This window comes from Coprococcus sp. AM11-30B (assembly GCF_027674365.1).
In the GTDB taxonomy this organism is placed as follows: Bacteria; Bacillota; Clostridia; order Lachnospirales; family Lachnospiraceae; genus Allocoprococcus; species Allocoprococcus comes.
Genome location: NZ_JAQDVB010000001.1, coordinates 1 through 20286 on the forward strand (window position 1 = coordinate 1; position 20286 = coordinate 20286).

At 42.5% G+C, this 20286-nt stretch carries 18 protein-coding genes and 1 rRNA gene; 2 read left to right on the plus strand and 17 right to left on the minus strand.

What is annotated here, in order from left to right:
* The 17 genes from PGU50_RS00005 to PGU50_RS00085 all read right to left on the minus strand — a co-directional run.
* A 16S ribosomal RNA gene (locus tag PGU50_RS00005) occupies positions 1-77 on the minus strand; the annotation flags it as partial.
* Between the two features lie 881 nt (positions 78-958).
* Positions 959-2317, minus strand: a complete 1359-nt coding sequence (gene radA / locus PGU50_RS00010; protein ID WP_117557034.1) for a DNA repair protein RadA — start codon at positions 2315-2317, stop codon at positions 959-961.
* 157 nt (positions 2318-2474) lie between these two features.
* Positions 2475-2885, minus strand: a complete 411-nt coding sequence (locus PGU50_RS00015) for a hypothetical protein (RefSeq protein ID WP_008368562.1) — start codon at positions 2883-2885, stop codon at positions 2475-2477.
* Positions 2886-2988: 103 nt separating this feature from the next.
* The gene (locus PGU50_RS00020) at positions 2989-5436 is read right to left on the minus strand and encodes an ATP-dependent Clp protease ATP-binding subunit (RefSeq protein WP_270245888.1); all 2448 of its coding nucleotides are present in this window, start codon (positions 5434-5436) and stop codon (positions 2989-2991) included.
* A gap of 25 nt (positions 5437-5461) precedes the next feature.
* A complete protein-coding gene (locus tag PGU50_RS00025) occupies positions 5462-5836 on the minus strand; it encodes a GntR family transcriptional regulator (RefSeq protein ID WP_008368566.1) in 375 nt (124 codons plus the stop codon).
* 196 nt (positions 5837-6032) lie between these two features.
* A complete protein-coding gene (hcp, locus tag PGU50_RS00030; RefSeq protein WP_442872525.1) occupies positions 6033-7583 on the minus strand; it encodes a hydroxylamine reductase in 1551 nt (516 codons plus the stop codon).
* Positions 7584-7781: 198 nt separating this feature from the next.
* The gene (glmM, locus tag PGU50_RS00035) at positions 7782-9128 is read right to left on the minus strand and encodes a phosphoglucosamine mutase (RefSeq protein ID WP_270245890.1); all 1347 of its coding nucleotides are present in this window, start codon (positions 9126-9128) and stop codon (positions 7782-7784) included.
* Positions 9129-9162: 34 nt separating this feature from the next.
* Positions 9163-10248: a tryptophan--tRNA ligase gene (trpS, locus tag PGU50_RS00040; RefSeq protein WP_270245891.1), complete on the minus strand. Its 1086-nt coding sequence runs from the start codon at positions 10246-10248 to the stop codon at positions 9163-9165.
* Positions 10249-10290: 42 nt separating this feature from the next.
* The gene (mscL, locus tag PGU50_RS00045) at positions 10291-10746 is read right to left on the minus strand and encodes a large conductance mechanosensitive channel protein MscL (protein WP_270245892.1); all 456 of its coding nucleotides are present in this window, start codon (positions 10744-10746) and stop codon (positions 10291-10293) included.
* A 56-nt stretch (positions 10747-10802) separates the two neighbouring features.
* On the minus strand, positions 10803-11666 hold the full coding sequence (locus PGU50_RS00050; RefSeq protein WP_118219488.1) for an arsenic efflux protein: 864 nt from the start codon (positions 11664-11666) through the stop codon (positions 10803-10805).
* Positions 11667-11832: 166 nt separating this feature from the next.
* Positions 11833-13713, minus strand: a complete 1881-nt coding sequence (locus PGU50_RS00055) for a heavy metal translocating P-type ATPase (protein ID WP_118198696.1) — start codon at positions 13711-13713, stop codon at positions 11833-11835.
* Positions 13714-13745: 32 nt separating this feature from the next.
* Complete coding sequence (locus tag PGU50_RS00060; protein ID WP_117557045.1) at positions 13746-13964, minus strand: cation transporter; 219 nt, start codon at positions 13962-13964, stop codon at positions 13746-13748.
* 182 nt (positions 13965-14146) lie between these two features.
* Entirely contained in the window at positions 14147-14710 is a 564-nt protein-coding gene (locus PGU50_RS00065; protein ID WP_117557046.1) for a TetR family transcriptional regulator, read from the minus strand.
* A gap of 80 nt (positions 14711-14790) precedes the next feature.
* The gene (locus PGU50_RS00070) at positions 14791-16197 is read right to left on the minus strand and encodes a radical SAM protein (protein ID WP_117557047.1); all 1407 of its coding nucleotides are present in this window, start codon (positions 16195-16197) and stop codon (positions 14791-14793) included.
* A gap of 19 nt (positions 16198-16216) precedes the next feature.
* Positions 16217-16807 (minus strand): manganese efflux pump MntP, encoded by a 591-nt coding sequence (locus PGU50_RS00075; protein ID WP_117834638.1) that lies wholly within the window; start codon positions 16805-16807, stop codon positions 16217-16219.
* A gap of 272 nt (positions 16808-17079) precedes the next feature.
* Positions 17080-18258: a phosphoribosylaminoimidazolecarboxamide formyltransferase gene (locus tag PGU50_RS00080; RefSeq protein WP_008373294.1), complete on the minus strand. Its 1179-nt coding sequence runs from the start codon at positions 18256-18258 to the stop codon at positions 17080-17082.
* Between the two features lie 29 nt (positions 18259-18287).
* Positions 18288-19001 (minus strand): IMP cyclohydrolase, encoded by a 714-nt coding sequence (locus PGU50_RS00085; protein ID WP_008373293.1) that lies wholly within the window; start codon positions 18999-19001, stop codon positions 18288-18290.
* Between the two features lie 214 nt (positions 19002-19215).
* Here PGU50_RS00085 and PGU50_RS00090 point away from each other — a divergent pair, with 214 nt between their 5' ends.
* Both PGU50_RS00090 and PGU50_RS00095 read left to right on the plus strand, forming a co-directional pair.
* Complete coding sequence (locus PGU50_RS00090; protein ID WP_270245893.1) at positions 19216-19962, plus strand: AzlC family ABC transporter permease; 747 nt, start codon at positions 19216-19218, stop codon at positions 19960-19962.
* Positions 19952-20263: an AzlD domain-containing protein gene (locus PGU50_RS00095; protein WP_117824547.1), complete on the plus strand. Its 312-nt coding sequence runs from the start codon at positions 19952-19954 to the stop codon at positions 20261-20263. The genes PGU50_RS00090 and PGU50_RS00095 overlap by 11 nt, the downstream gene beginning before the upstream one ends.
* Positions 20264-20286: the final 23 nt, after the last annotated feature.

The following is a 20286-nucleotide window of genomic DNA, read 5'->3' on the forward strand; positions in this document are numbered from 1 at the left end:
AAAGTGCTTCGTTCGACTTGCATGTGTTAAGCACGCCGCCAGCGTTCATCCTGAGCCAGGATCAAACTCTCGTTAAAAATGTTTGTATCCGGGTCAGAATCGCTTGGCAATTCTGTTCCTGTTTACTGTTCTGGTTTGACATCTTTCGATGTCCGTTCTTGAAAAATCTCTTGTAAGAATTTTCAGGGTTTGTTGTCTATTGTTCAGTTATCAATGTTCTTTATTCATGCGACAGCTTTTATATTATATCAAAGTGTTTCATGTTTGTCAACAACTTTTTTATTTCTTTTTTGCTGTTGTGAAGCAGTTCCTCACGCGACAGCTTATTTAGAATAGCATATTCATCAAGGCTTGTCAACAGCTTTTTGATTTCTTTTTGCAATTTACTTTTTTCAAAGTTTTCGTCTGAATATTCCCATACTCATGCTCGAATTTTTATGCAAAACTTTTTATTTTTCATCCGCTCTGCCTCTGCATGCCACTCCTTAGTCTCTGTCTCGACCAGCGAACGATGTTATCTTACCACGGCTTTCCTGAATTGTCAATGTTGTTTTTATATTTTGCGCAATTCAGAATATTCTGACATTTTTTGTGTCTCAGTTCAGTCCTCCGTTTAAGTAAGCTATTTCCTTACTCGCCAGAATCGGAATCTTTAAAGACCTTTAACTTTTATAATTTCGTAATTGCTATGATACCAGGGTCAAAAGGTCAGAAAGCCGATGCAAGCTTGCTTGCAAGAGGATTTTTGACCTCTTGACCCGCCAAAAACATGAGTAAGTAGCCATTTTTCAAAGAAAAATGAGCGGATTACGAATGTTTTTGAGGATTGCGAGAGTGCAAAGCACGTAGCAATCTGGTATCAAAGGGGTCAAAATACCTTTTGACTCCAACATCATTGCTATGTAAAAGAGGGAACAGAAATTATCACATCTATCCTGTTTCCTCTTTAGATGTTCTCCTACTCAATCAGTCCGATTGCCTCGTTAATGCTTTTCACTCCAATGATTTTGATCCCACCAATGCTCTTCACGCTATCCAAAGATACTTCTGGCACAATACACGTCTCAAATCCAAGCTTCTTCGCCTCTGCCACCCGCTGTTCCGGCATATTTACCGCGCGGACTTCTCCGCTTAATCCTACTTCCCCAAACACAATTGTCCGTTCATCAAATGGTCTGTTCTTATAGCTTGATACGATCGCCATCACGATTCCAAGGTCTATCGCCGGTTCATTGATCTTGATACCTCCGGCAATATTTACATAGGCATCGTAATTTCCAAGATGATATCCAATCCTTTTTTCCAAAACCGCCATCAGAAGGTTCACCCTGTTGTAATCTGTTCCTGCTGCTGTTCTTCTTGGCATTCCAAAATTGCTTTCGCATACCAGCGCCTGGATTTCCAGCAAGATCGGACGTGTTCCTTCCATCGAACATGCCACAACAGATCCAGATGCATTTTCCGGGCGCCCATTCAGCATAAATTCTGATGGATTTTCCACCTCCCGAAGACCATCTCTTCGCATTTCAAATACACCAATCTCATTCGTCGAACCAAAACGATTTTTCACTCCTCGAAGAATCCGGTAAGATGCATGCCTGTCTCCTTCAAAATACAGAACCGTATCTACCATATGTTCCAATACTCTTGGACCGGCGACAGTTCCTTCTTTTGTAACATGTCCGACAATAAAAATCGAAATCCCAAGCCCTTTCGCAAGCTGCATCAGCGTATTTGTTGCCTCTCTGACCTGCGACACACTTCCCGGTGCGGAACCGACTTCTTCACTGTACATTGTCTGAATCGAATCAATGATCACGGTATCTGGCTTTTCCTTTTCAATCACATTACGGATCAGTTCCAGATTAGTCTCACAAAGTAAAAGCAGATGATCATTAAATTCTCCCATCCTCTGTGCACGCAATTTGATCTGGCGAAGCGATTCTTCCCCTGATATATACAAAACCTTTCGTTCTTTTTTTGCCAGTTTCTGACACACCTGCAGGAGCAGCGTTGATTTACCGATTCCCGGATCACCACCTACTAAAATAAGGGAGCCCGGTACGATTCCGCCTCCCAGTACACGGTCCAGTTCTTTAATCTCGGTTGTCACACGCTCTTCATTCTCTGTCTTTACTTCGGACAATGGTACAATATGAATCTCTTTTGCCGCTTTAACCGCTGCCGTTTTCGACGTTGTCACACGCTCTTCCACGAAAGAGTTCCATTCCTTGCACATCGGGCACTGTCCCAGCCATTTTGATTCTTCATGCCCACAATTCTGGCAGAAAAAAACCGACTTTTTTGCCTTCGCCATATTCCAGCTCCTTATCTATCTTAAAAAATTACCAACTGCTTCTCTTGCCTGTTCCCAGTTTATATACTTTCGGTAAAGAAAGAGCCTGCCGAAGCAGACTCTTTTACTTTTCTTAAATACCTATGTACTTCAGACAACCCTTGTTATAATCATTGTCCTACTTTCTTACGACCTTGATCTCAACGCTTTCTTTTCCAAGTTCTGCACTTACACTGAGCTTTGCGCTTAAGTTTGTCTTCATATCACCAACATTCATATCATTCATATATACGATATAATCGGTATCCGGTTCAAGTTCCAATGTGATCTGTGCATCTCCTGTCCCTGATACTTTGAATGAGATCACATCCTCTGATACTTCAAAATGCTCTACTGCAGTTCCCGGAACAGATTCATATACGAACATTCCATTCTTCTCAAGCTTTGTAATCTCTTTGAATGTCTTTACTTTATATATATCTCCCTGAAATTCAAATCCATCCTTTTTTGTCTTTGTATCCAGAGTGTAATCACCGAAACTGAGTGTTCCGTCTAATTCACTTCTGATGAGCTCTTTGACTACTGTCATTGTTCAAATCCTCCTAATGGTCTTTCTCTTTCGACTTGCGGACTGTGAATTTTCCACACATCCGAACCGTTTTTCTTATTATATAATAAAACTTCTTCTTTTGCTAGTTGTTTATCTCTCTGACTGTAAATTTTATTTCCTTTTTAGAAATACCGGCTTCCACATGGTCTCCACGTTTGATCTCTCCATTCAGAAGTGCTTCTGCAAGTTTGTCTTCCAGCTGGCTCTGTACCGCCCTTCTCAGCGGTCTTGCACCATACTTCTTGTCACTTCCGGTCTCAACAATATGCTTCTTAACAGAATCACGCACAACCAGTGTAATTTCAAGCTGCTCTTTTGCTCTCTGCACAACTTCTTTACACATCAGCCCTACGATCTTCTTCATATTGTCCTCATTCAGCGGATGGAACACGATGATCTCATCAATACGGTTCAGGAACTCGGGACGGAATAACTGCTTTACTTCGTCCATCACATTTGCTTTCATACGCTTGTAATCCGCCTTCTGGTCTTCCTGCTGGGTAAATCCAAGCTTCTTCGGTTCAATGATCGCCTTGGCACCTGCATTGGACGTCATAATGATAACCGTATTGCGAAAATCTACTTTTCTTCCCTGCGAATCTGTAATATGCCCGTCATCCAGTACCTGAAGTAAAATATTAAACACATCCGGATGTGCTTTCTCAATCTCATCAAACAAAATGACAGAATATTGATTTCTGCGTACTTTCTCGCTGAGCTGTCCGCCATCCTCATGTCCCACATAACCCGGAGGCGATCCGATCATCTTGGATACACTGTGCTTCTCCATATATTCGGACATATCTACCCTGATCATGTCTTCTTCATTTCCAAAAAGTGCTTCTGCAAGAGCTTTGGAAAGCTCTGTCTTTCCAACACCGGTAGGTCCGAGGAATAAGAATGAACCGATCGGACGTGCCGGATCTTTTAATCCCACTCTTCCTCGTTTTACTGCTTTGGAAAGTGCCTGGATTGCCTCTTCCTGACCGATCACACGCTTTTCCAGTGTCTTATCCAGCTTTTTCAGGCGTTCGCTCTCAGATTCATTCAGTCTTGTTACCGGGATCCGTGTCCACATGGAAATTACATCCGCAACATCTTCTTCTGTTACCGGAACCTTTTTCTTTTCATTCTTTTTATTGAAACGCTTTTTCGCCTGCTCTAATTTCTTTTCTTCTTCCTTCTGTTCTCTGTGAAGCTCCGATGCCTTTTCAATATCTCCTGCTTTCAGCGCCGCTTCTTTTTCCTGTTCCAGCTTTCCGCAACGGATTTCTGTCCCAACAATATTCTCCGGCACTTTAAATCCGCGGAGTTTTACTTTTGAACAGCTTTCATCTAACACATCAATTGCCTTATCCGGAAGAAAACGGTCATTGATATAACGGCATGACATATGTACTGCCGCTTTCAACGCGTCCTCTTCGATCTCTACATCATGATGAGCCTCATATTTTTCTTTCAGACCTTCCAGGATCCGGATACACTCGTCTTCTGTCGGTTCTTCAACCGTAACCGGCTGGAATCTTCGTTCCAGAGCCGCATCCTTCTCAATATACTTGCGATATTCCGTAAGAGTTGTCGCACCGATCAGTTGCATCTCCCCTCTTGCCAGAGATGGTTTCAGAATATTGGATGCATCAATCGCACCCTCTGCACCACCGGCACCGATAATGGTGTGAAGTTCATCTAAGAAAAGGATAATATTGCCCGCCGTCTTTACCTCACGGATCAGTTTTTTCATGCGCTCTTCAAATTCACCACGATACTTGGAGCCTGCAATCATCCCCGGAAGATCCAGCACCATGATCCGCTTATCTTTCATGCTTTCCGGAACAATTCCTTCCGCGATCTGTCTTGCAAGTCCTTCCACGATTGCTGTCTTACCGACTCCCGGCTCTCCCACAAGGCACGGATTATTCTTGGTCCGTCTGCTCAGGATCTCCATGATACGTGCAATTTCTTTTTCACGTCCAATAACCGGATCCAGCTTTCCTTCTCTTGCTTCCTGTGTCAGATCCGTACTGTACTGGTCTATAATTCCGCCAACAGTTTCCCCATCCTTCTGATTTTCCATATACTCTTTCGGATCAATTCCCGCCGCAAGCAGAAGATCCTGAAAAAGTTTTTGAATATTTACATTCAGGGTCATCAACATACGGGTAGCCACACAATCTCCATCTTTGAGCATTGTAAGCAGAAGATGTTCGGTTCCGACTTTTTCAGATGCAAGCTGCGCTGCCTCATTCTGGCTTTCTTCCAGAATATATCGAAGTCTCGGACTGTACTCCAGATGCTTTCTTTCCTTCTTAGCTGCCTCAGGAGCAGATACAAGGATATCCATTGCTTTTTCCATCTGTTCTTCATCGACTTTATTCTTATCAAGCACCTGCCCTGCAACTCCGGTAAAAACCCTCTTAAGCCCGAAAAGAAGATGTTCTGTCCCAACATATGGATGCTTCAGTTCGGCTGCAATCTTCCGTGCCATATTCAGCGCTTCCTGCGCCTGCCTTGTATATTGCTTTTCTGCCATATAATTTTAGTCTCCTTTTTTCAATCTATCTCTGTTCATAATCTGCATAGATCTCGTCTACCAGTTCATGAACTTCTTCTTTCGTAATGTTTTTGCAACTTCCTTTTGCCAGAAGTACCCGAAGCTGCTCTTTCAGATCCTGCAAAGCTTCCAGCTTATCTTCATCAATACAGATCACCGCACCTCTTCGTCTGTCAAGCTGAAGGAAACCTTCCTGCCGCAGGACATTGTATGCCTTATTCACTGTATGCATATTGATTCCGATATTATCTGCCAGCTGTCTCACAGACGGCAAAGTATCTCCTTCATGAATCGTCGAAGTGGCAATTCCCATAATGATCTGATTCCTGAGCTGTATATAAATCGCCTCATCACTGTTAAAATCAATTTCAATCAGCATAAAACGCACTCCTTTTTCTATTGTACCGGCATCGCCATTGTTATATTCATGTTAGCACAGACGACACTTTTTGTAAAGGAAACAGTATGTAAAAAAGCACTACCTCTTCTTACTCACACTTTTTTGTGCTTTCCGTTTCAGAAGTAATGCTTTTCATTTCTTATTTCCGATTTCTTTTTCTCACGTTCAAACCTCTTCAACCTAAAATTTTCTTCAGATCCTCATCTACTGTACTGATCGGGGTAATCTGATACTCTTGTACCAGGTAATTCAGAACATTCGGTGACACAAACGCCGGAAGCGTCGGACCCAGGTAAATATTTTTGATTCCGAGCGCCAGAAGTGTCAGCAGAATCGCAACCGCTTTCTGTTCATACCATGACAGAATCATAGACAGTGGAAGTTCATTTACCTCACACCCAAACGCTTCTGCAAGAGCAATTGCAACTTTAATCGCACTGTACGCATCATTACACTGTCCCATATCTAAAATTCTTGGAATCCCCTCAATTTCTCCGAGCTTCAGATCATTCAATCTGTATTTTCCACATGCCAGCGTCAGGATGATCGTATCCATCGGTGTCTTTTTCGCAAATTCCGTGTAGTAGCTCCGGCCCGGTGCTGCGCCATCACAGCCTCCGATCAGAAAGAAATGCCTGATTTTCCCCTGCTTTACCAAATCCACGATCTTTCCTGCATTTTCCAGAACTGCGTTGTGTGCAAATCCGGTCATCACGGTTGTTCCTCCATTAATCCCTGTCATCGGATGATCTTCCGGATATCCACCGCATTCCAATGCTTTTGCAATAACCGGCGTAAAATCTTTGTCCGCACCAATATGAACCATCTCCGGATAAGACACCACCGAAGTTGTAAACACCCGGTCTGCATAGCTCTGTCTGACCGGCATCAGACAATTTGTCGTAAATAAAATTGGCGCAGGAATATTATGGAACTCAAATTGCTGACTCTGCCAGGCCGTTCCGAAATTACCTTTCAAATGCGGATATTCCTTTAATTTTGGATATCCGTGTGCCGGAAGCATTTCACTGTGCGTATAAATATTGATGCCTTTATCTTTTGTCTGCTCCAGAAGCAGCTTCATATCATGCAGATCATGACCACTGACTACAATAAACGGTCCCTTTTCTATCGTAAGCGGAACTTCTGTCGGAATTGGATCTCCATAGCTTTCCGTGTTTGCTTTATCCAGAAGTTCCATGCAGCGCAGGTTGATTTTACCGGTTTCTATGACTACCGGAAGCAGTTCTTCCATCCTTTTTTCTTCTCCCAGAATCCTCATTCCCTTATAAAAGAAATTCATAATCTCCGCATCCACATATCCCAGTGCCCATGCATGATAAGCATATGCCGCAGTCCCTCGTAAGCCAAACAAGATCAATGACTTTAACGAACGGATATCTTCCGGTGCCTCCCAGATCTTCTGTACATTATAAGCATCTTTTCCTGGTTTTCTGTTTTCTGCTTCTTCTCTGATCTCATCTGACAGTTTTTTCACTGTATCACTGTTGAAATTTACATTTGTAATCGTGGTAAACAGACCTTTTAACATCAGTTCATCCGAAGATCTGCTTCTTTCATTTTCTGTAACTGCCCTTGCCAGCCGGATCAGTTCACCAGTCAGTTCATCTTGAAGATTTGCTGTATCCGACTTTTTCCCACATACACCTGTATGTCCTTCGCAGCCCGTGTTATGAGCGGTCTGCTGACATTGAAAACAAAACATTTCCTCCATTTCTTTTTCCTCCATGTTTTTTTAATAGCATGTCAAAATATAGAAAATCTATACCGGAAGAACATTTTTCTTTATTATTCAAATAATATTTTTCAAACATCCAGACTATGGTTCGCAAACTAAAAAAGGATGGCCCACAGACTTTCATCTGCAAGCTATCCTTTTCTGCACGATTCTATTTCAGATTTTTTATTCTACGATGAGTCCTTCTTTTTCAATCACATCGATTACCTGAGTCACATACTTTTCGCAAAGCTCGTCCGTCGCCGCTTCAACCATGACACGGATTACCGGTTCCGTTCCACTTTCACGGACAAGGATTCTTCCGTCATCTCCAAGTGCTTCTGCAACTGCATCGACTGCTCTGACCACTTCCGGATTCTCCCTTGCTGTCTTCTTATCTGCCACACGCACATTTTTCAGAAGCTGTGGATAGATCTTCACTTCTTCTGTCAGCTGTCCGAGGGACTGTTTGGTCTCCATGATAACTTCCATCAGCATCAGAGAAGTCAGAATACCATCTCCTGTCGTCGCATGCTTACTGAAAATAATATGTCCGGACTGTTCACCGCCCAGCATGAATCCATTCTTAACCATGTTCTCATAGACATATTTGTCGCCGACCTGTGTCTTTTCGTACTTCATGCCAATCTTGTCGCATGCTTTATAAAGTCCAAGATTCGACATGATAGTAGTAACGATGGTATCGTCTTTTAACTGACCATGTTCTTTCATATATTTGCCACACACATAAAGGATCAGATCCCCGTCAACAACATTTCCATTCTCATCAACAGCGATGCAGCGGTCCGCATCTCCATCGTATGCAAATCCGACATCCAGACCATTTTCTTTTACATATTCCTGGAGCACGTTAATATGTGTAGAACCGCAATTTGTGTTGATATTGGTTCCATCCGGCTCATTATTGATCACATAAGTTTTTGCTCCAAGTGCATCAAATACGCTTTTGGCAATACTTGAAGAACTTCCGTTGGAACAATCCAGTCCGACTTTCACCTCTTTAAAAGAACGGGTTGCCAGACTGATCAAATGTCCGATATAACGGTTTCTTCCTGCTGCATAATCTACGGTTCTTCCGATCGCCTCTTTTTTAGCAAGCGGAATGTCTCCGGATTCCCCATCAATATAAGCTTCCACTTTGGCTTCTACTTCTGCTTCCAGCTTCTGACCTTTACTGTTGATCACTTTGATTCCATTATCATAGTACGGGTTATGGCTTGCAGAAATCATGATTCCGCAGTCAAAATCTTCGGTTCTTACCACGTAAGACACGCTTGGAGTCGTCGTCACATGAAGAAGATATGCATCTGCTCCTGACGCAGTAAGTCCTGCCGCCAGTGCATATTCAAACATATAGCTGCTTCTTCTGGTATCTTTACCAATCACGATTCTTGCCTTGTGTTCCTGTCCGTAATACCAGCCAAGATAACGTCCTACCTTAAACGCATGCTCTACCGTCAGTACTACATTAGCTTCTCCACGGAATCCATCTGTTCCGAAATATTTACCCATAATTATTATCTCTCCTCCGGCTTAAAGCCTTTCTTTATTCTGCAAATCTTACTGTCTGTTCCTGGATCAGCTGCTGATCTTCAAAATAGTTGATCTTCATCGCATCTTTTACTTCTTTTAAAGTCTGTGCTGCCACTTTTTCAGCTTCAATACTTCCTTTATGAAGGATCTCGTAGATCTCCGGAATCTTCTTCTCCAGTTCTTTTCTTCTTGCACGGATCGGTGCAAGCTCTTCCTGCATAACCGCATTCAGGAACTTCTTAACCTTAACGTCACCAAGTCCACCACGTCTGTAATGATCCTTCAATTCATCCAGATTCTTATAATCCGGCAGATATTTTTCAAAATGTTCATCTGTACAGAATGCATCCAGATAAGTGAAAACGGAATTCCCTTCTACCTGTCCCGGATCAGATACCTTCAAATGATTCGGATCTGTATACATTCCCATGATCTTCTGTCTTACTTCTTCCTCGGAATCAGACAGATAAATACAGTTACCAAGGGATTTACTCATCTTTGCTTTTCCATCCGTTCCAGGAAGACGGCAACAGCTTTCGTTCTCCGGAATCAGCGCTTTCGGCATAACCAATGCTTCTCCATATACACTGTTGAATTTGTGTACGATCTCACGGCACTGTTCGATCATCGGAAGCTGATCCTCACCTACCGGTACAGTCGTTGCCTTAAACGCTGTGATATCTGCTGCCTGGCTGATCGGATAAGTAAAGAATCCTACCGGAATACTTGCTTCAAAATTACGCATCTGGATCTCCGATTTAACCGTTGGGTTTCTCTGAAGACGGGATACCGTAACCAGATTCATATAATAAAAAGAAAGTTCTGTCAATTCCGGTACCTGTGACTGGATGAAAATCGTGGATTTCTCCGGATCCAGTCCGCATGACAGATAATCCAGTGCAACCTCAATAATATTCTGACGTACCTTTTCCGGGTTATCTGCATTATCAGTCAGTGCCTGTGCATCTGCGATCATGATAAAGATCTTGTCGTATTCTCCGGAATTCTGCAGTTCTACTCTCCGCTTTAAGGATCCAACATAATGTCCGACATGAAGCCGTCCGGTTGGTCTGTCACCTGTTAAAATAATTTTCTCCATTGTTTTTATGTTCCTCTCTGTCGTATTATTCCTGTCTTTTCTTTATTCTTCTTTGTCCGTATCCTCAGCCGGAAGCTCAGATGTACAGTATGCACATCTGGTTGCCGCGATCGGGATTTCTGACATGCAGTACGGGCAGATCTTCGTAGCCGGTGCTTCTTCCTCCTTCTTAAGCAGCTTTTCTGTTCTTGAAGCAAGATTGTTCATCACTTTTACAAAACAAAAAATAACAAGTGCCATCAGAAGAAAGTTGATCACCGCGGTAATAAAATTGCCATATTTGATCGTGTCATTCTCACCAGATCCGATCCGGATCACCCAGTTGGAAAAATTGACCCCACCAGTCAGAAGACTGATCACCGGCATGATCATATCATTTACAAGAGAATTCACAATCGACTGGAATGCACCACCAATAATAACGCCGACTGCAAGATCCATTACATTTCCCCTTGCAATAAACTCTTTGAATTCTGCAATAAATCCTTTTTTAGCCATCTCAAATCCTCTTCTTTCGTTCCTTTTAGTCTTCTGCGCCATATAAGGATATTGTACTACATTCCAAACAAGATTTCCACTATAATTCCGCACACTACACTGATTCCGTAAAGTGTTGCGACGATCATCACATTCTTCTTCCAACTATGGTTCGTCTTAAAAAGCACGATCAGTCCGATTCCGGCACATGACAAAAGTCCGGCAAACATACTGCCGACATTTAAGACTCCCTCAAGATAAAATTTCGTAATTGTAATAGAAGCTGCGCAGTTCGGAATCAGACCGACAAGACCAGCCAGAAAAATTCCGGCAATTGGATAATGCGTCACCACGTTCATGACCTGTTCCATTCCAATCAACTCCACAACTGCATTTAACGCAAAAGAAATTACATATATAAATACCAGAATCTGTACCGAATGGATGAGTGCTGATTTTACAATGCTTCCTTCTTCACAGTGACAGTGGTCATGCTCACAGATATCATGAATGTGCAGTCCTCTCTGGTATCCTTTGCCTAGCACCCGCACTCCGATATCAACCAGAATCCCTGCAACAATACCAACGATAATCTTTCCGATTAAAATTGCCATGATCTTACGGACATCCGCCTGCTCTGAGATCAGGATCGGAAGCATCTCATCTGATGTAGACAGAAAAACAGCGATCATCGTTCCAACTGTGATGACTCCGCCGGAATACAGATTTGCTGCTGCTGCCGAAAATCCGCACTGCGGAACAACGCCAAGGATTCCACCGATCACAGGTCCTTTTTTCCCTGCTCCAAGAAGCATCCGCACCGTCTTCTGACCGGCTTTATTCTCCAGATATTCCATCGCAAGGTATGTCAGGAAAAGGAAAGGTATCAGTTTCACAGTGTCAATTGTTGTATCTTTTAGTATATCTATAAACAGTTCCATCTTGTATCTCCCTTCTTGGTTTCACTATTCTAATCCGTTTTGTCATTTTACACTGTCGCTGACAAAAATGCAAGTAGAATAAATTAGTGTGGCAAAGCAACAAAAAAGAATTATCCCCATCACGTTAAGGATAATTCTTTCTTGTTTTACATTATGCTTTTGACATCTATTTTACTTTCAGTGTTCTCATGGAGTTCAGGATTGCGATTACGGATACTCCTACATCGGCAAAGACGGCTTCCCACATATTGGCCATGCCGAGGGCTCCCAGGATGAGGACCAGAACTTTGACACCGAGGGCAAAGACGATATTCTGATGTACGATCTGGAGAGTTTTTCCTGCAATTCTCATAATGGAGGATATCTTAAGGATATTATCATCCATCAGAACAACATCTGCGGCTTCGATTGCTGCATCGGATCCCATGCTTCCCATTGCGATTCCGATATCAGCTCTGGAGAGTACCGGTGCATCATTGATACCATCACCAACAAAACCAAGCTTTTCTTTCTCACTGAGTTCTCCGAGAAGTGCTTCAACCTTATCTACCTTATCCCCCGGAAGGAGATCTGTGTAGACTTCATCGATTCCAAGGCTTTCTGCTACTGCTTCACCGACATCTTTTCTGTCACCGGTAAGCATAACTGTCTTTTTGACACCGCTTTGTTTGAGCTGCGCGATCGCACGTTTGGCTTCCGGTTTGACCGTATCAGAAATTACGATGGTCCCGAGGAATTCTTTTTCAGCCGCCAGATATACGACCGTACCAGGGACTGTGCATGGCTCATATTCCACGCCTTTTTCTTCCATCAGCTTTGCATTTCCGGCATAGACAACTCTTCCGTCGATCTTTGCCTTGATTCCGTGGCCGGCGATTTCTTCAGCCTGTTCCACCCTGTCCATAGACAACTCACCAAGCTCCGCTTCTTCGTACGCTTTCTTGAGTGCTGCTGAGATTGGATGATCGGAATAGCCTTCCGCAAGGGCTGCCACTTCAAGAAGTCCTTCTTTTTCCCATCCGTTCGGAATAACTTCTGATACAACGAATTCACCTTTTGTCAGTGTACCAGTCTTATCAAATACAATCGTTTTCATCTCAGAGAGTGCTTCCAGATAATTGCTTCCCTTTACCAGAACGCCCTGTTTGGATGCTGCTCCGATTCCTCCAAAAAAACCAAGTGGAACAGAGATCACCAGTGCACATGGGCAGGAGATTACAAGGAAAATACATGCTCTCTGAATCCATTCTGCAAATCCACCGCCAAGAATGATTGGTGGAAGGAATGCAAGTACAACTGCCGCACAAACCACGATCGGCGTATAGTATTTTGCAAACTTTGTAATGAAGTTCTCTACATGTGCCTTTTTGCTGCTGGCATTTTCAACCAGTTCCAGAATCTTCGCAACTGTAGAATCATCAAACTCTTTCGTTGTGCGCACCTTAAGAAGTCCGCTTCCATTTACACAACCGCTGATAATCTCGGAACCTTCTGTTACTTCTCGCGGAACCGACTCTCCGGTCAGTGCAGAAGTATCTACAAAGGATGTTCCCGATACAACCACACCATCGAGAGGAACTCTCTCTCCTGCTTTGATGACGATCTCTGTACCAATCTCTACATCATCCGGATCAACCTGTTTGAGCTTTCCGTCTTCTTCAATATTCGCATATTCCGGACAGATATCCATCATTGCACTGATTGACTGGCGGGAACGGTTGACTGCATAACTCTGGAATAACTCCCCGATCTGATAGAACAACATAACCGCTACCGCTTCCGAATATTCCTTTACTCCAAGTGCACCAAACGTTGCTATACACATCAGAAAGTTCTCATCAAATACCTGACCATGACTGATATTGCGCACAGCCCGGTAAATGATGTCCCATCCCACGATCAGATAAGGTATCATAAATAACAAAAACTGCACCGGAATTTCGGACTTAAATTCCAGTTTTCCCATATGTTCCAGTACAAAAAGAGGAACATAAATAACTGCCGCTGCGATAATACGGTACAGCATTATTTTCTGTTTTTTCATCATAGAAGACTCTCCCCTTTCATACCTTTCCGATTTTACAGCTGAATCTGGCAATCCGGCTCTACCTTCTTGCATACAGCAACGACTTCCTGCATAATTTCATCAAACCTTACATCATCTGCATCGATCGTAAGCTTCTGCATCATAAAACTTACCGTTGCATCATTTACACCATCAATTTTTTTGATTGCATCTTCCATTTTTGCTGCACAGTTTGCGCAATCAAGGTCTACCATTTTAAATTTTTTCTTCATCTCTTTTTCCTCCTGAAAAATATTTTTCTCACTGAACATATGAGCAACTGTTCATATGTTCATAATAACTCTGTAATAGAAATCCGTCAAGCAATTTAAATAACATTTTTTATTTTCTGACAGTAAAACAAAAAGAAGAACCCGGAATATCCCAGATTCTTCTCAAATTTATATTTTGTTCTTTACTTTTCAAGTAGCTCCAAAATAGGATGCGACATCAGAAACAGATAATACTCCATCGCTTCATCCGCTGTCAGGTGAATCTCCCGGCTGGTCAGCCAGTATTTAAGCCCGTTTACAACGGTAATCGTATGAAACTCCAGAAAGATCTTTTTATCTTTGATACCCTGAAGCTTTTCGATCTTGATCTTATGCCTGCTTACCAGTTCTTCAATCAGCTGGCGAATTTTTTTTTCAAGAATCTCTTCAAATCCATTCTGACCGGTAACTTCAAACGCTTTCAGATAATAGATCCGGTCTTTTTCCATCTTCCGGAACAGCAGATAGATCGCTTCTTTTTCCATCCCGTCTTCCATCATCTCACGGGCATGTCGGAATACCTCTGTCTCCAGAAGCCACTCCATCACTTCATATTTATCCTGAAAGTAATTATAAAATGTCGGTCTGATAACTCCCGCCTGATCTGTGATCATCTTAATTGTTATCTTATCAAAAGATCCTTTGATTAGAAGCTCCTTGAAGCTCTCTGCAAGCAGGTTCTTTGTCAATTCTCTTTTTCTCTCCATGTATCGTCCTCTTTTTCCTGCCCATTTCTCTTGACGAACATTCTATCACAACCGAAACGCTTTTTCAAACCGATTTTCTTTTAGTTTTCTGTGCGTTTTTTATAGTTTGTGTAACCTTTCTGCTGATGCGGATGCTCTTTCCAAAGTCTGTCTGCCGTTTCTTTCCATTCACAGGCATATGCTTCACATTTGCTGCATAAATGCTCTGCACTCTCCGGTGACTGCAGATCTGTTGATTTTGCACCAGTCTCCTTTATCATCTCCTGAAGGATTTCCGGATTCTCAAGCATCGGACATGGCCGCAGATGATTATCATTAAATGGCTGCCGGTCTCTGTATGCCATAAAGAGTGGCTGTTTGAGAGCTTCCAGGAGCGTAACTTCCCGGATATTTGCAGAAGAGTAATGAATAAATACACATGGTTCTACATCTCCATTTGCATTGATATGGCAATAATTTCTTCCTCCTGCGATACATCCTCCGACAAACTCTCCATCATTCTGGAAATCCATCGCATAAATTGGCTTTCCGCCTGTCATACTGCGGATCTCTCTTACCCGGTGATACATATATTCTCTCTGTTCTTTTGTCGGCAGCAGATCCGGTGCTGCATCATTTCCAACCGGCATATAATGAAAATACCAGGTGAAACGACATCCCTTTCCAATGATCATATCCAGGAATTCATCCGATGTAACCGTTTCAATGTTCTTTCTGGTATAACAGATAGACGTACCAAAGATCAGTCCATATTTCTTTAACCGATCCATGGTTGCCATAACCTTGTTGAATACACCCTCTCCACGGCGCATGTCATTGACCTCTTCAAATCCTTCCAGACTAATTGAAAGGGACAGGTTGCCGACTCTTCTCATCTCTTCGCAAAATTCATCATCTACCAGTGTTCCATTTGTAAATGCATGGAATTCGCAGTCATAATGCTTTTCACAAAGTCTGATAATATCTTTTTTTCTTACTAACGGCTCCCCGCCTGTATACATATAGAAATAAATTCCAAGTTCTTTTCCTTGCGTAATGATGCTGTCCATCTCTTCATATGTAAGATTCAGTTTATGCCCATATTCTGCCGCCCAGCATCCGGTACAATGAAGATTACATGCACTTGTCGGATCCATCAGGATCAGCCATGGAATATTACACTGATGTACCTCTCTCATGCTGCGGATCATTTTTGTTCCGTGAAATGCTGCTTCAAATCCAAGGTTTAATGCGGTCTGTTTCACAACATGCGGTTCGATCTCGTCCAGTGCACGGTTCAGATAACGCATCCATTTGGAATCTGGATCCTGTATCAGTTTTCTTGCACCCTCATAGGCACTTTTCTGAAAATTATCTCCCATGAAACGCTCAGTCAGATCCACAATATCAAGCAGACCTTTTTCTCTGTCTTTATCCATTTTTCGCATTGCAAAATCAATTGCTCCACCAAAGGCTGCCCTTGCTGCCTTATGTGTCAGTTCGCCCATACTCTTTTCCTCCTGCTATCTAAAATAGAAAATGTGTAACCGCCATATCTGCTCCTGCGATCAGGAACAGCATCCCGCCAATCCAATAAGCTCTGCGGTTATATTCACAGCCCAGTCTGTATCCAACCTCCACGCCAAGAAAACACTGAATGATCGTAACCGGAAGCAGTACCATCCCCTGTTCCAGAATCTCTACACTCCAAAAACCAATTCCCATTCCGGCAAAAAGCGCATCTACGCTGGTAAGTACTGCCAGTTTTCTAAGCCGTTTCCAATTTATCTCATCGTTTCTACGCTCAAAGATCTGTTTATTATTTCTTGCTTTACAGATCATATAGATACCAAGTCCGATAAATATCAGCACCGACAAAATTTCCCAACCGCTTGCCGCTGTTGAAATCGTTTCATTCATCTTCCTGTCCGGCTTCAGAATATCTGCAACAACATTTCCCAGGATCAATGCAAGGAGTTGTGCCCCTCCAAAAAGCAGACTGGATAAGAGTATGTCTTTTCCGTGCTTTCTTGAAAATCCTGCTCCGACACAGATATGTACGACAAATACGTCAAACGAAAGCCCGATTGAAATTAAAAGAATTTCAAGAATACCCATAGATTCGCCTCCTCCTGCTGGCTGTTATATATATTATGTGATTTCCTTCCGAATAATAAATCTTCAGATTACCGGTTCTGTTTATTTTTTAACGACATTTTTCCACATTTGTCGCATATCTTTTTATTTTTCAATAGATTCGTGCGAGTGCGCATCTCCGGCACGCAGTGCCTTTTGTTTCCTAGGAAGTTCTTTCGGAATTTCCTAGGAAATAAAAAATTCCCGCAAAGGTAGATCTTCTACCTCTGCAGGAACTTTGCTTTTTTATTATCTTAGTGATGGAATAAACGGATTCCGGTAAATGCCATCGCCATGTTGTATTTGTTGCAGGTATCGATTACATTGTCATCACGGATTGATCCACCCGGTTCTGCAATATATGTAACACCGCTCTTATGTGCACGTTCGATGTTATCTCCAAACGGAAAGAATGCGTCTGATCCAAGTGCCACACCCGTCAGCTTATCAAGCCATGCTCTCTTTTCTTCTCTGGTAAATACTTCCGGTTTTTCAGTGAAAATATTTTCCCAGGTTCCGTCAGCCAGTACGTCCATATATTCTTCACCAATATACAGATCAATTGCATTATCTCGGTCTGCACGCTTGATTCCTTCTTTAAATGGAAGAGCAAGTACTTTCGGGCACTGTCTCAGCCACCAGTTATCTGCCTTCTGTCCTGCAAGACGGGTACAGTGGATACGGGACTGCTGTCCGGCTCCGATTCCGATTGCCTGTCCGTCTTTTACATAGCATACAGAATTTGACTGTGTATATTTTAAAGTAATCATGGAAATTGCAAGATCTCTCTTTGCGTGATCCGGAATTTCTTTGTTCTCAGTCACTATATTTGAGAAGAAATCATCATCGATCTTCAGTTCATTTCTTCCCTGCTCAAAGGTAATACCAAAAACATCCTTGTGTTCTGTAGGTGCCGGAACATAATTCGGATCGATCTGGATCACATTGTAATTACCTTTCTTTTTCTGTGCAAGAATCTCCAGTGCTTCCGGTTCATATCCAGGTGCGATCACTCCATCCGACACTTCTCTCTTGATCAGTCTTGCCGTATCAACATCGCAGACATCAGAAAGCGCAATAAAATCACCGAATGAAGACATACGGTCTGCGCCTCTTGCACGTGCATAAGCACTTGCAAGCGGAGAAAGTTCTCCAAGGTCATCTACCCAGTAAATTTTTGCAAGAGTTTCATCCAGTGGAAGTCCGACTGCAGCACCTGCCGGTGACACATGCTTAAAGGAAGTTGCTGCCGGAAGTCCGGTTGCTTTTTTTAATTCCGATACCAGCTGCCATCCGTTAAATGCATCCAGAAAGTTGATATATCCCGGACGGCCCATCAGAACTTTGATCGGGAGATCACTTCCGTCTTTCATATAGATACGTGACGGCTTCTGATTTGGGTTACATCCATATTTGAGTTCTAATTCATTCATGATTCCTGCTCCTTCTTCACCTTTGTATACTATTTATTCTTATTGATGATCTTGCTTTCGTATGTTCCTGTCTCAATATCAATATATCTTACAAACAGAGATACTTTATTATCTGCATTCAGACTGTTCCAGAGTGTGTCTGCAAATGTGTCCATATCATCCGGAATTGCAACAAGCTTTGGTTCTCCTTCAAAACTCGGAAGCGGATTTCCATCACACTTGTATGTGTGGATAAAATGTCCTTCTCCGGCTACCGGATTCTCATATGCAAAGGTGTAACGGTTGCATGCATCCGGATTTCCGTTATTGCTCTTCAAAATGGACATTGCATAGTTATATTTTCCGTTCTCAATGTGCATGATACCGGAAATACGAGGTGTGTAGTTTGGTCCATCCGGTTCAAATTCACGGCTTCGAAGGGACTGTTCAAACGTCATCTGTCTGTCCATACCTTCATAAATTGTATCAGTCTGATCTCCGTTTGTAACGATCGTCTTATTGCCGAGTACACGCACCGGTGCGTAGATAATTAAGCTTGGGTCTGTCAGCTTTGACTCGTCAAATGCCTGTGTGCGGATTCCTTCTCCTTCTTCTACAAAGACACGATTACGGCTGTTCTCACTTCTTCCCATGATAAAATAAGCTGTGACCGCTTTGCTTCCGTCGGCAGACTTTCCGATGATGATCCCTCTTCCAGGATAAGAATTGCTCTGCAGTTCTTTTTCAATAGATAACATTTCCATGCTTCAATCTCCTTTTATAACTTGTACTTATGTTTGCACATTTATTTATCACTATTTATTATAACTCATAATACCACTATATTTCCAGTCTTTCTGTAAATTTTTTTTCAAGTTCTTTTAAAACATCATTTTCAAGACCACCGTTCCATGGTAAAATGTTAGTAAAATAACAATTCAAATTTGGGGATTATTTACAAAAGAGAGGTTTTACTTCATGAGTAGAAACAGAAAAATGGATTTTGCAGCCGGGATACAGGATGGCATTCCCATCTGTCTCGGCTATATTGCAGTATCATTTACCTTTGGTATCATGGCAAAAAATGCAGGACTTTCCACTTGGAAAGCCGTTTTGCTTTCCCTTACAAACCTGACCAGCGCCGGGCAATTTGCTGGTCTGTCATTGATTACGGCATCCGCATCCTATTTTGAAATGGCATTCACCCAGCTCATCATCAATCTCAGATATTCGCTGATGTCCTGTGCCCTTTCACAGAAAATTGATAACCACTATCCTTCTTTCCACCGTTTTCTTATCGCATACGGTGTAACGGATGAAGTCTTCGGCGTATCCATATCCCGCCCCGGAAGGATTACTCCATGGTATTCTTACGGTGTGATGGCACTTGCCGCACCTGGCTGGACACTTGGCACTTTCCTCGGAGTAGTATCAGGAAGTATCCTGCCTGACCGGATCGTCAGCGCACTGAGCGTTGCATTGTATGGAATGTTTATCGCAATCATTATTCCTCCGGCACGTGATAACAGGATCATCGGAACCATTGTCGTGATTTCCATGGCAACAAGCTTCCTTTTCACAAAGGCTCCTGTGCTATGCCAGATTTCTTCTGGCTTCAGAATCATTATCCTTACGATTCTGATTGCCGGAATCGCAGCGTATTTCTTCCCTGTAAAAGAAGAAACAAATCCAGAAGATAAGGAGGATTCTTCCGTTGAAGCATAATCTATATATGTATATCTTCGTCATGGCAGCCGTCACCTATCTGATCCGTATGCTGCCACTGACGCTGATCCAAAAAGAGATCAAAAATACTTTTATAAAATCTTTTTTATATTATGTACCTTATGTAACTCTGGCTGTTATGACCTTTCCGGCCATTCTGACAGCCACCGCCAATATCTGGTCTGCCGCCATTGGTTTTGCGATTGCACTGATTCTTGCATGGAACAGAAAAAGTCTGATCTGTGTTTCCCTTTTTTCATGTGCCGGCGTATTTCTTGTTGAATTATTAACCGGACTGTAGACTGTAAGACAGATGATCTGAAT

What these genes read in the sequence shown, in the direction of transcription:
- PGU50_RS00075 (WP_117834638.1), bottom strand. Translation starts at nt 16,807, where the DNA reads ATGGGTATTCTTGAAATTCTTTTAATTTCAATCGGGCTTTCGTTTGAC.
- PGU50_RS00060 (WP_117557045.1), bottom strand. Translation starts at nt 13,964, where the DNA reads ATGAAGAAAAAATTTAAAATGGTAGACCTTGATTGCGCAAACTGTGCA.
- PGU50_RS00070 (WP_117557047.1), bottom strand. Translation starts at nt 16,197, where the DNA reads ATGGGCGAACTGACACATAAGGCAGCAAGGGCAGCCTTTGGTGGAGCA.
- trpS (WP_270245891.1), bottom strand. Translation starts at nt 10,248, where the DNA reads ATGGAGAAAATTATTTTAACAGGTGACAGACCAACCGGACGGCTTCAT.
- PGU50_RS00020 (WP_270245888.1), bottom strand. Translation starts at nt 5,436, where the DNA reads ATGGCAGAAAAGCAATATACAAGGCAGGCGCAGGAAGCGCTGAATATG.
- PGU50_RS00015 (WP_008368562.1), bottom strand. Translation starts at nt 2,885, where the DNA reads ATGACAGTAGTCAAAGAGCTCATCAGAAGTGAATTAGACGGAACACTC.
- PGU50_RS00065 (WP_117557046.1), bottom strand. Translation starts at nt 14,710, where the DNA reads ATGGAGAGAAAAAGAGAATTGACAAAGAACCTGCTTGCAGAGAGCTTC.
- radA (WP_117557034.1), bottom strand. Translation starts at nt 2,317, where the DNA reads ATGGCGAAGGCAAAAAAGTCGGTTTTTTTCTGCCAGAATTGTGGGCAT.
- PGU50_RS00085 (WP_008373293.1), bottom strand. Translation starts at nt 19,001, where the DNA reads ATGGAAATGTTATCTATTGAAAAAGAACTGCAGAGCAATTCTTATCCT.
- PGU50_RS00055 (WP_118198696.1), bottom strand. Translation starts at nt 13,713, where the DNA reads ATGATGAAAAAACAGAAAATAATGCTGTACCGTATTATCGCAGCGGCA.
- PGU50_RS00025 (WP_008368566.1), bottom strand. Translation starts at nt 5,836, where the DNA reads ATGCTGATTGAAATTGATTTTAACAGTGATGAGGCGATTTATATACAG.
- PGU50_RS00050 (WP_118219488.1), bottom strand. Translation starts at nt 11,666, where the DNA reads ATGGAACTGTTTATAGATATACTAAAAGATACAACAATTGACACTGTG.
- PGU50_RS00090 (WP_270245893.1), top strand. Translation starts at nt 19,216, where the DNA reads ATGAGTAGAAACAGAAAAATGGATTTTGCAGCCGGGATACAGGATGGC.
- hcp (WP_442872525.1), bottom strand. Translation starts at nt 7,583, where the DNA reads ATGTTTTGTTTTCAATGTCAGCAGACCGCTCATAACACGGGCTGCGAA.
- glmM (WP_270245890.1), bottom strand. Translation starts at nt 9,128, where the DNA reads ATGGGTAAATATTTCGGAACAGATGGATTCCGTGGAGAAGCTAATGTA.
- mscL (WP_270245892.1), bottom strand. Translation starts at nt 10,746, where the DNA reads ATGGCTAAAAAAGGATTTATTGCAGAATTCAAAGAGTTTATTGCAAGG.
- PGU50_RS00080 (WP_008373294.1), bottom strand. Translation starts at nt 18,258, where the DNA reads ATGAATGAATTAGAACTCAAATATGGATGTAACCCAAATCAGAAGCCG.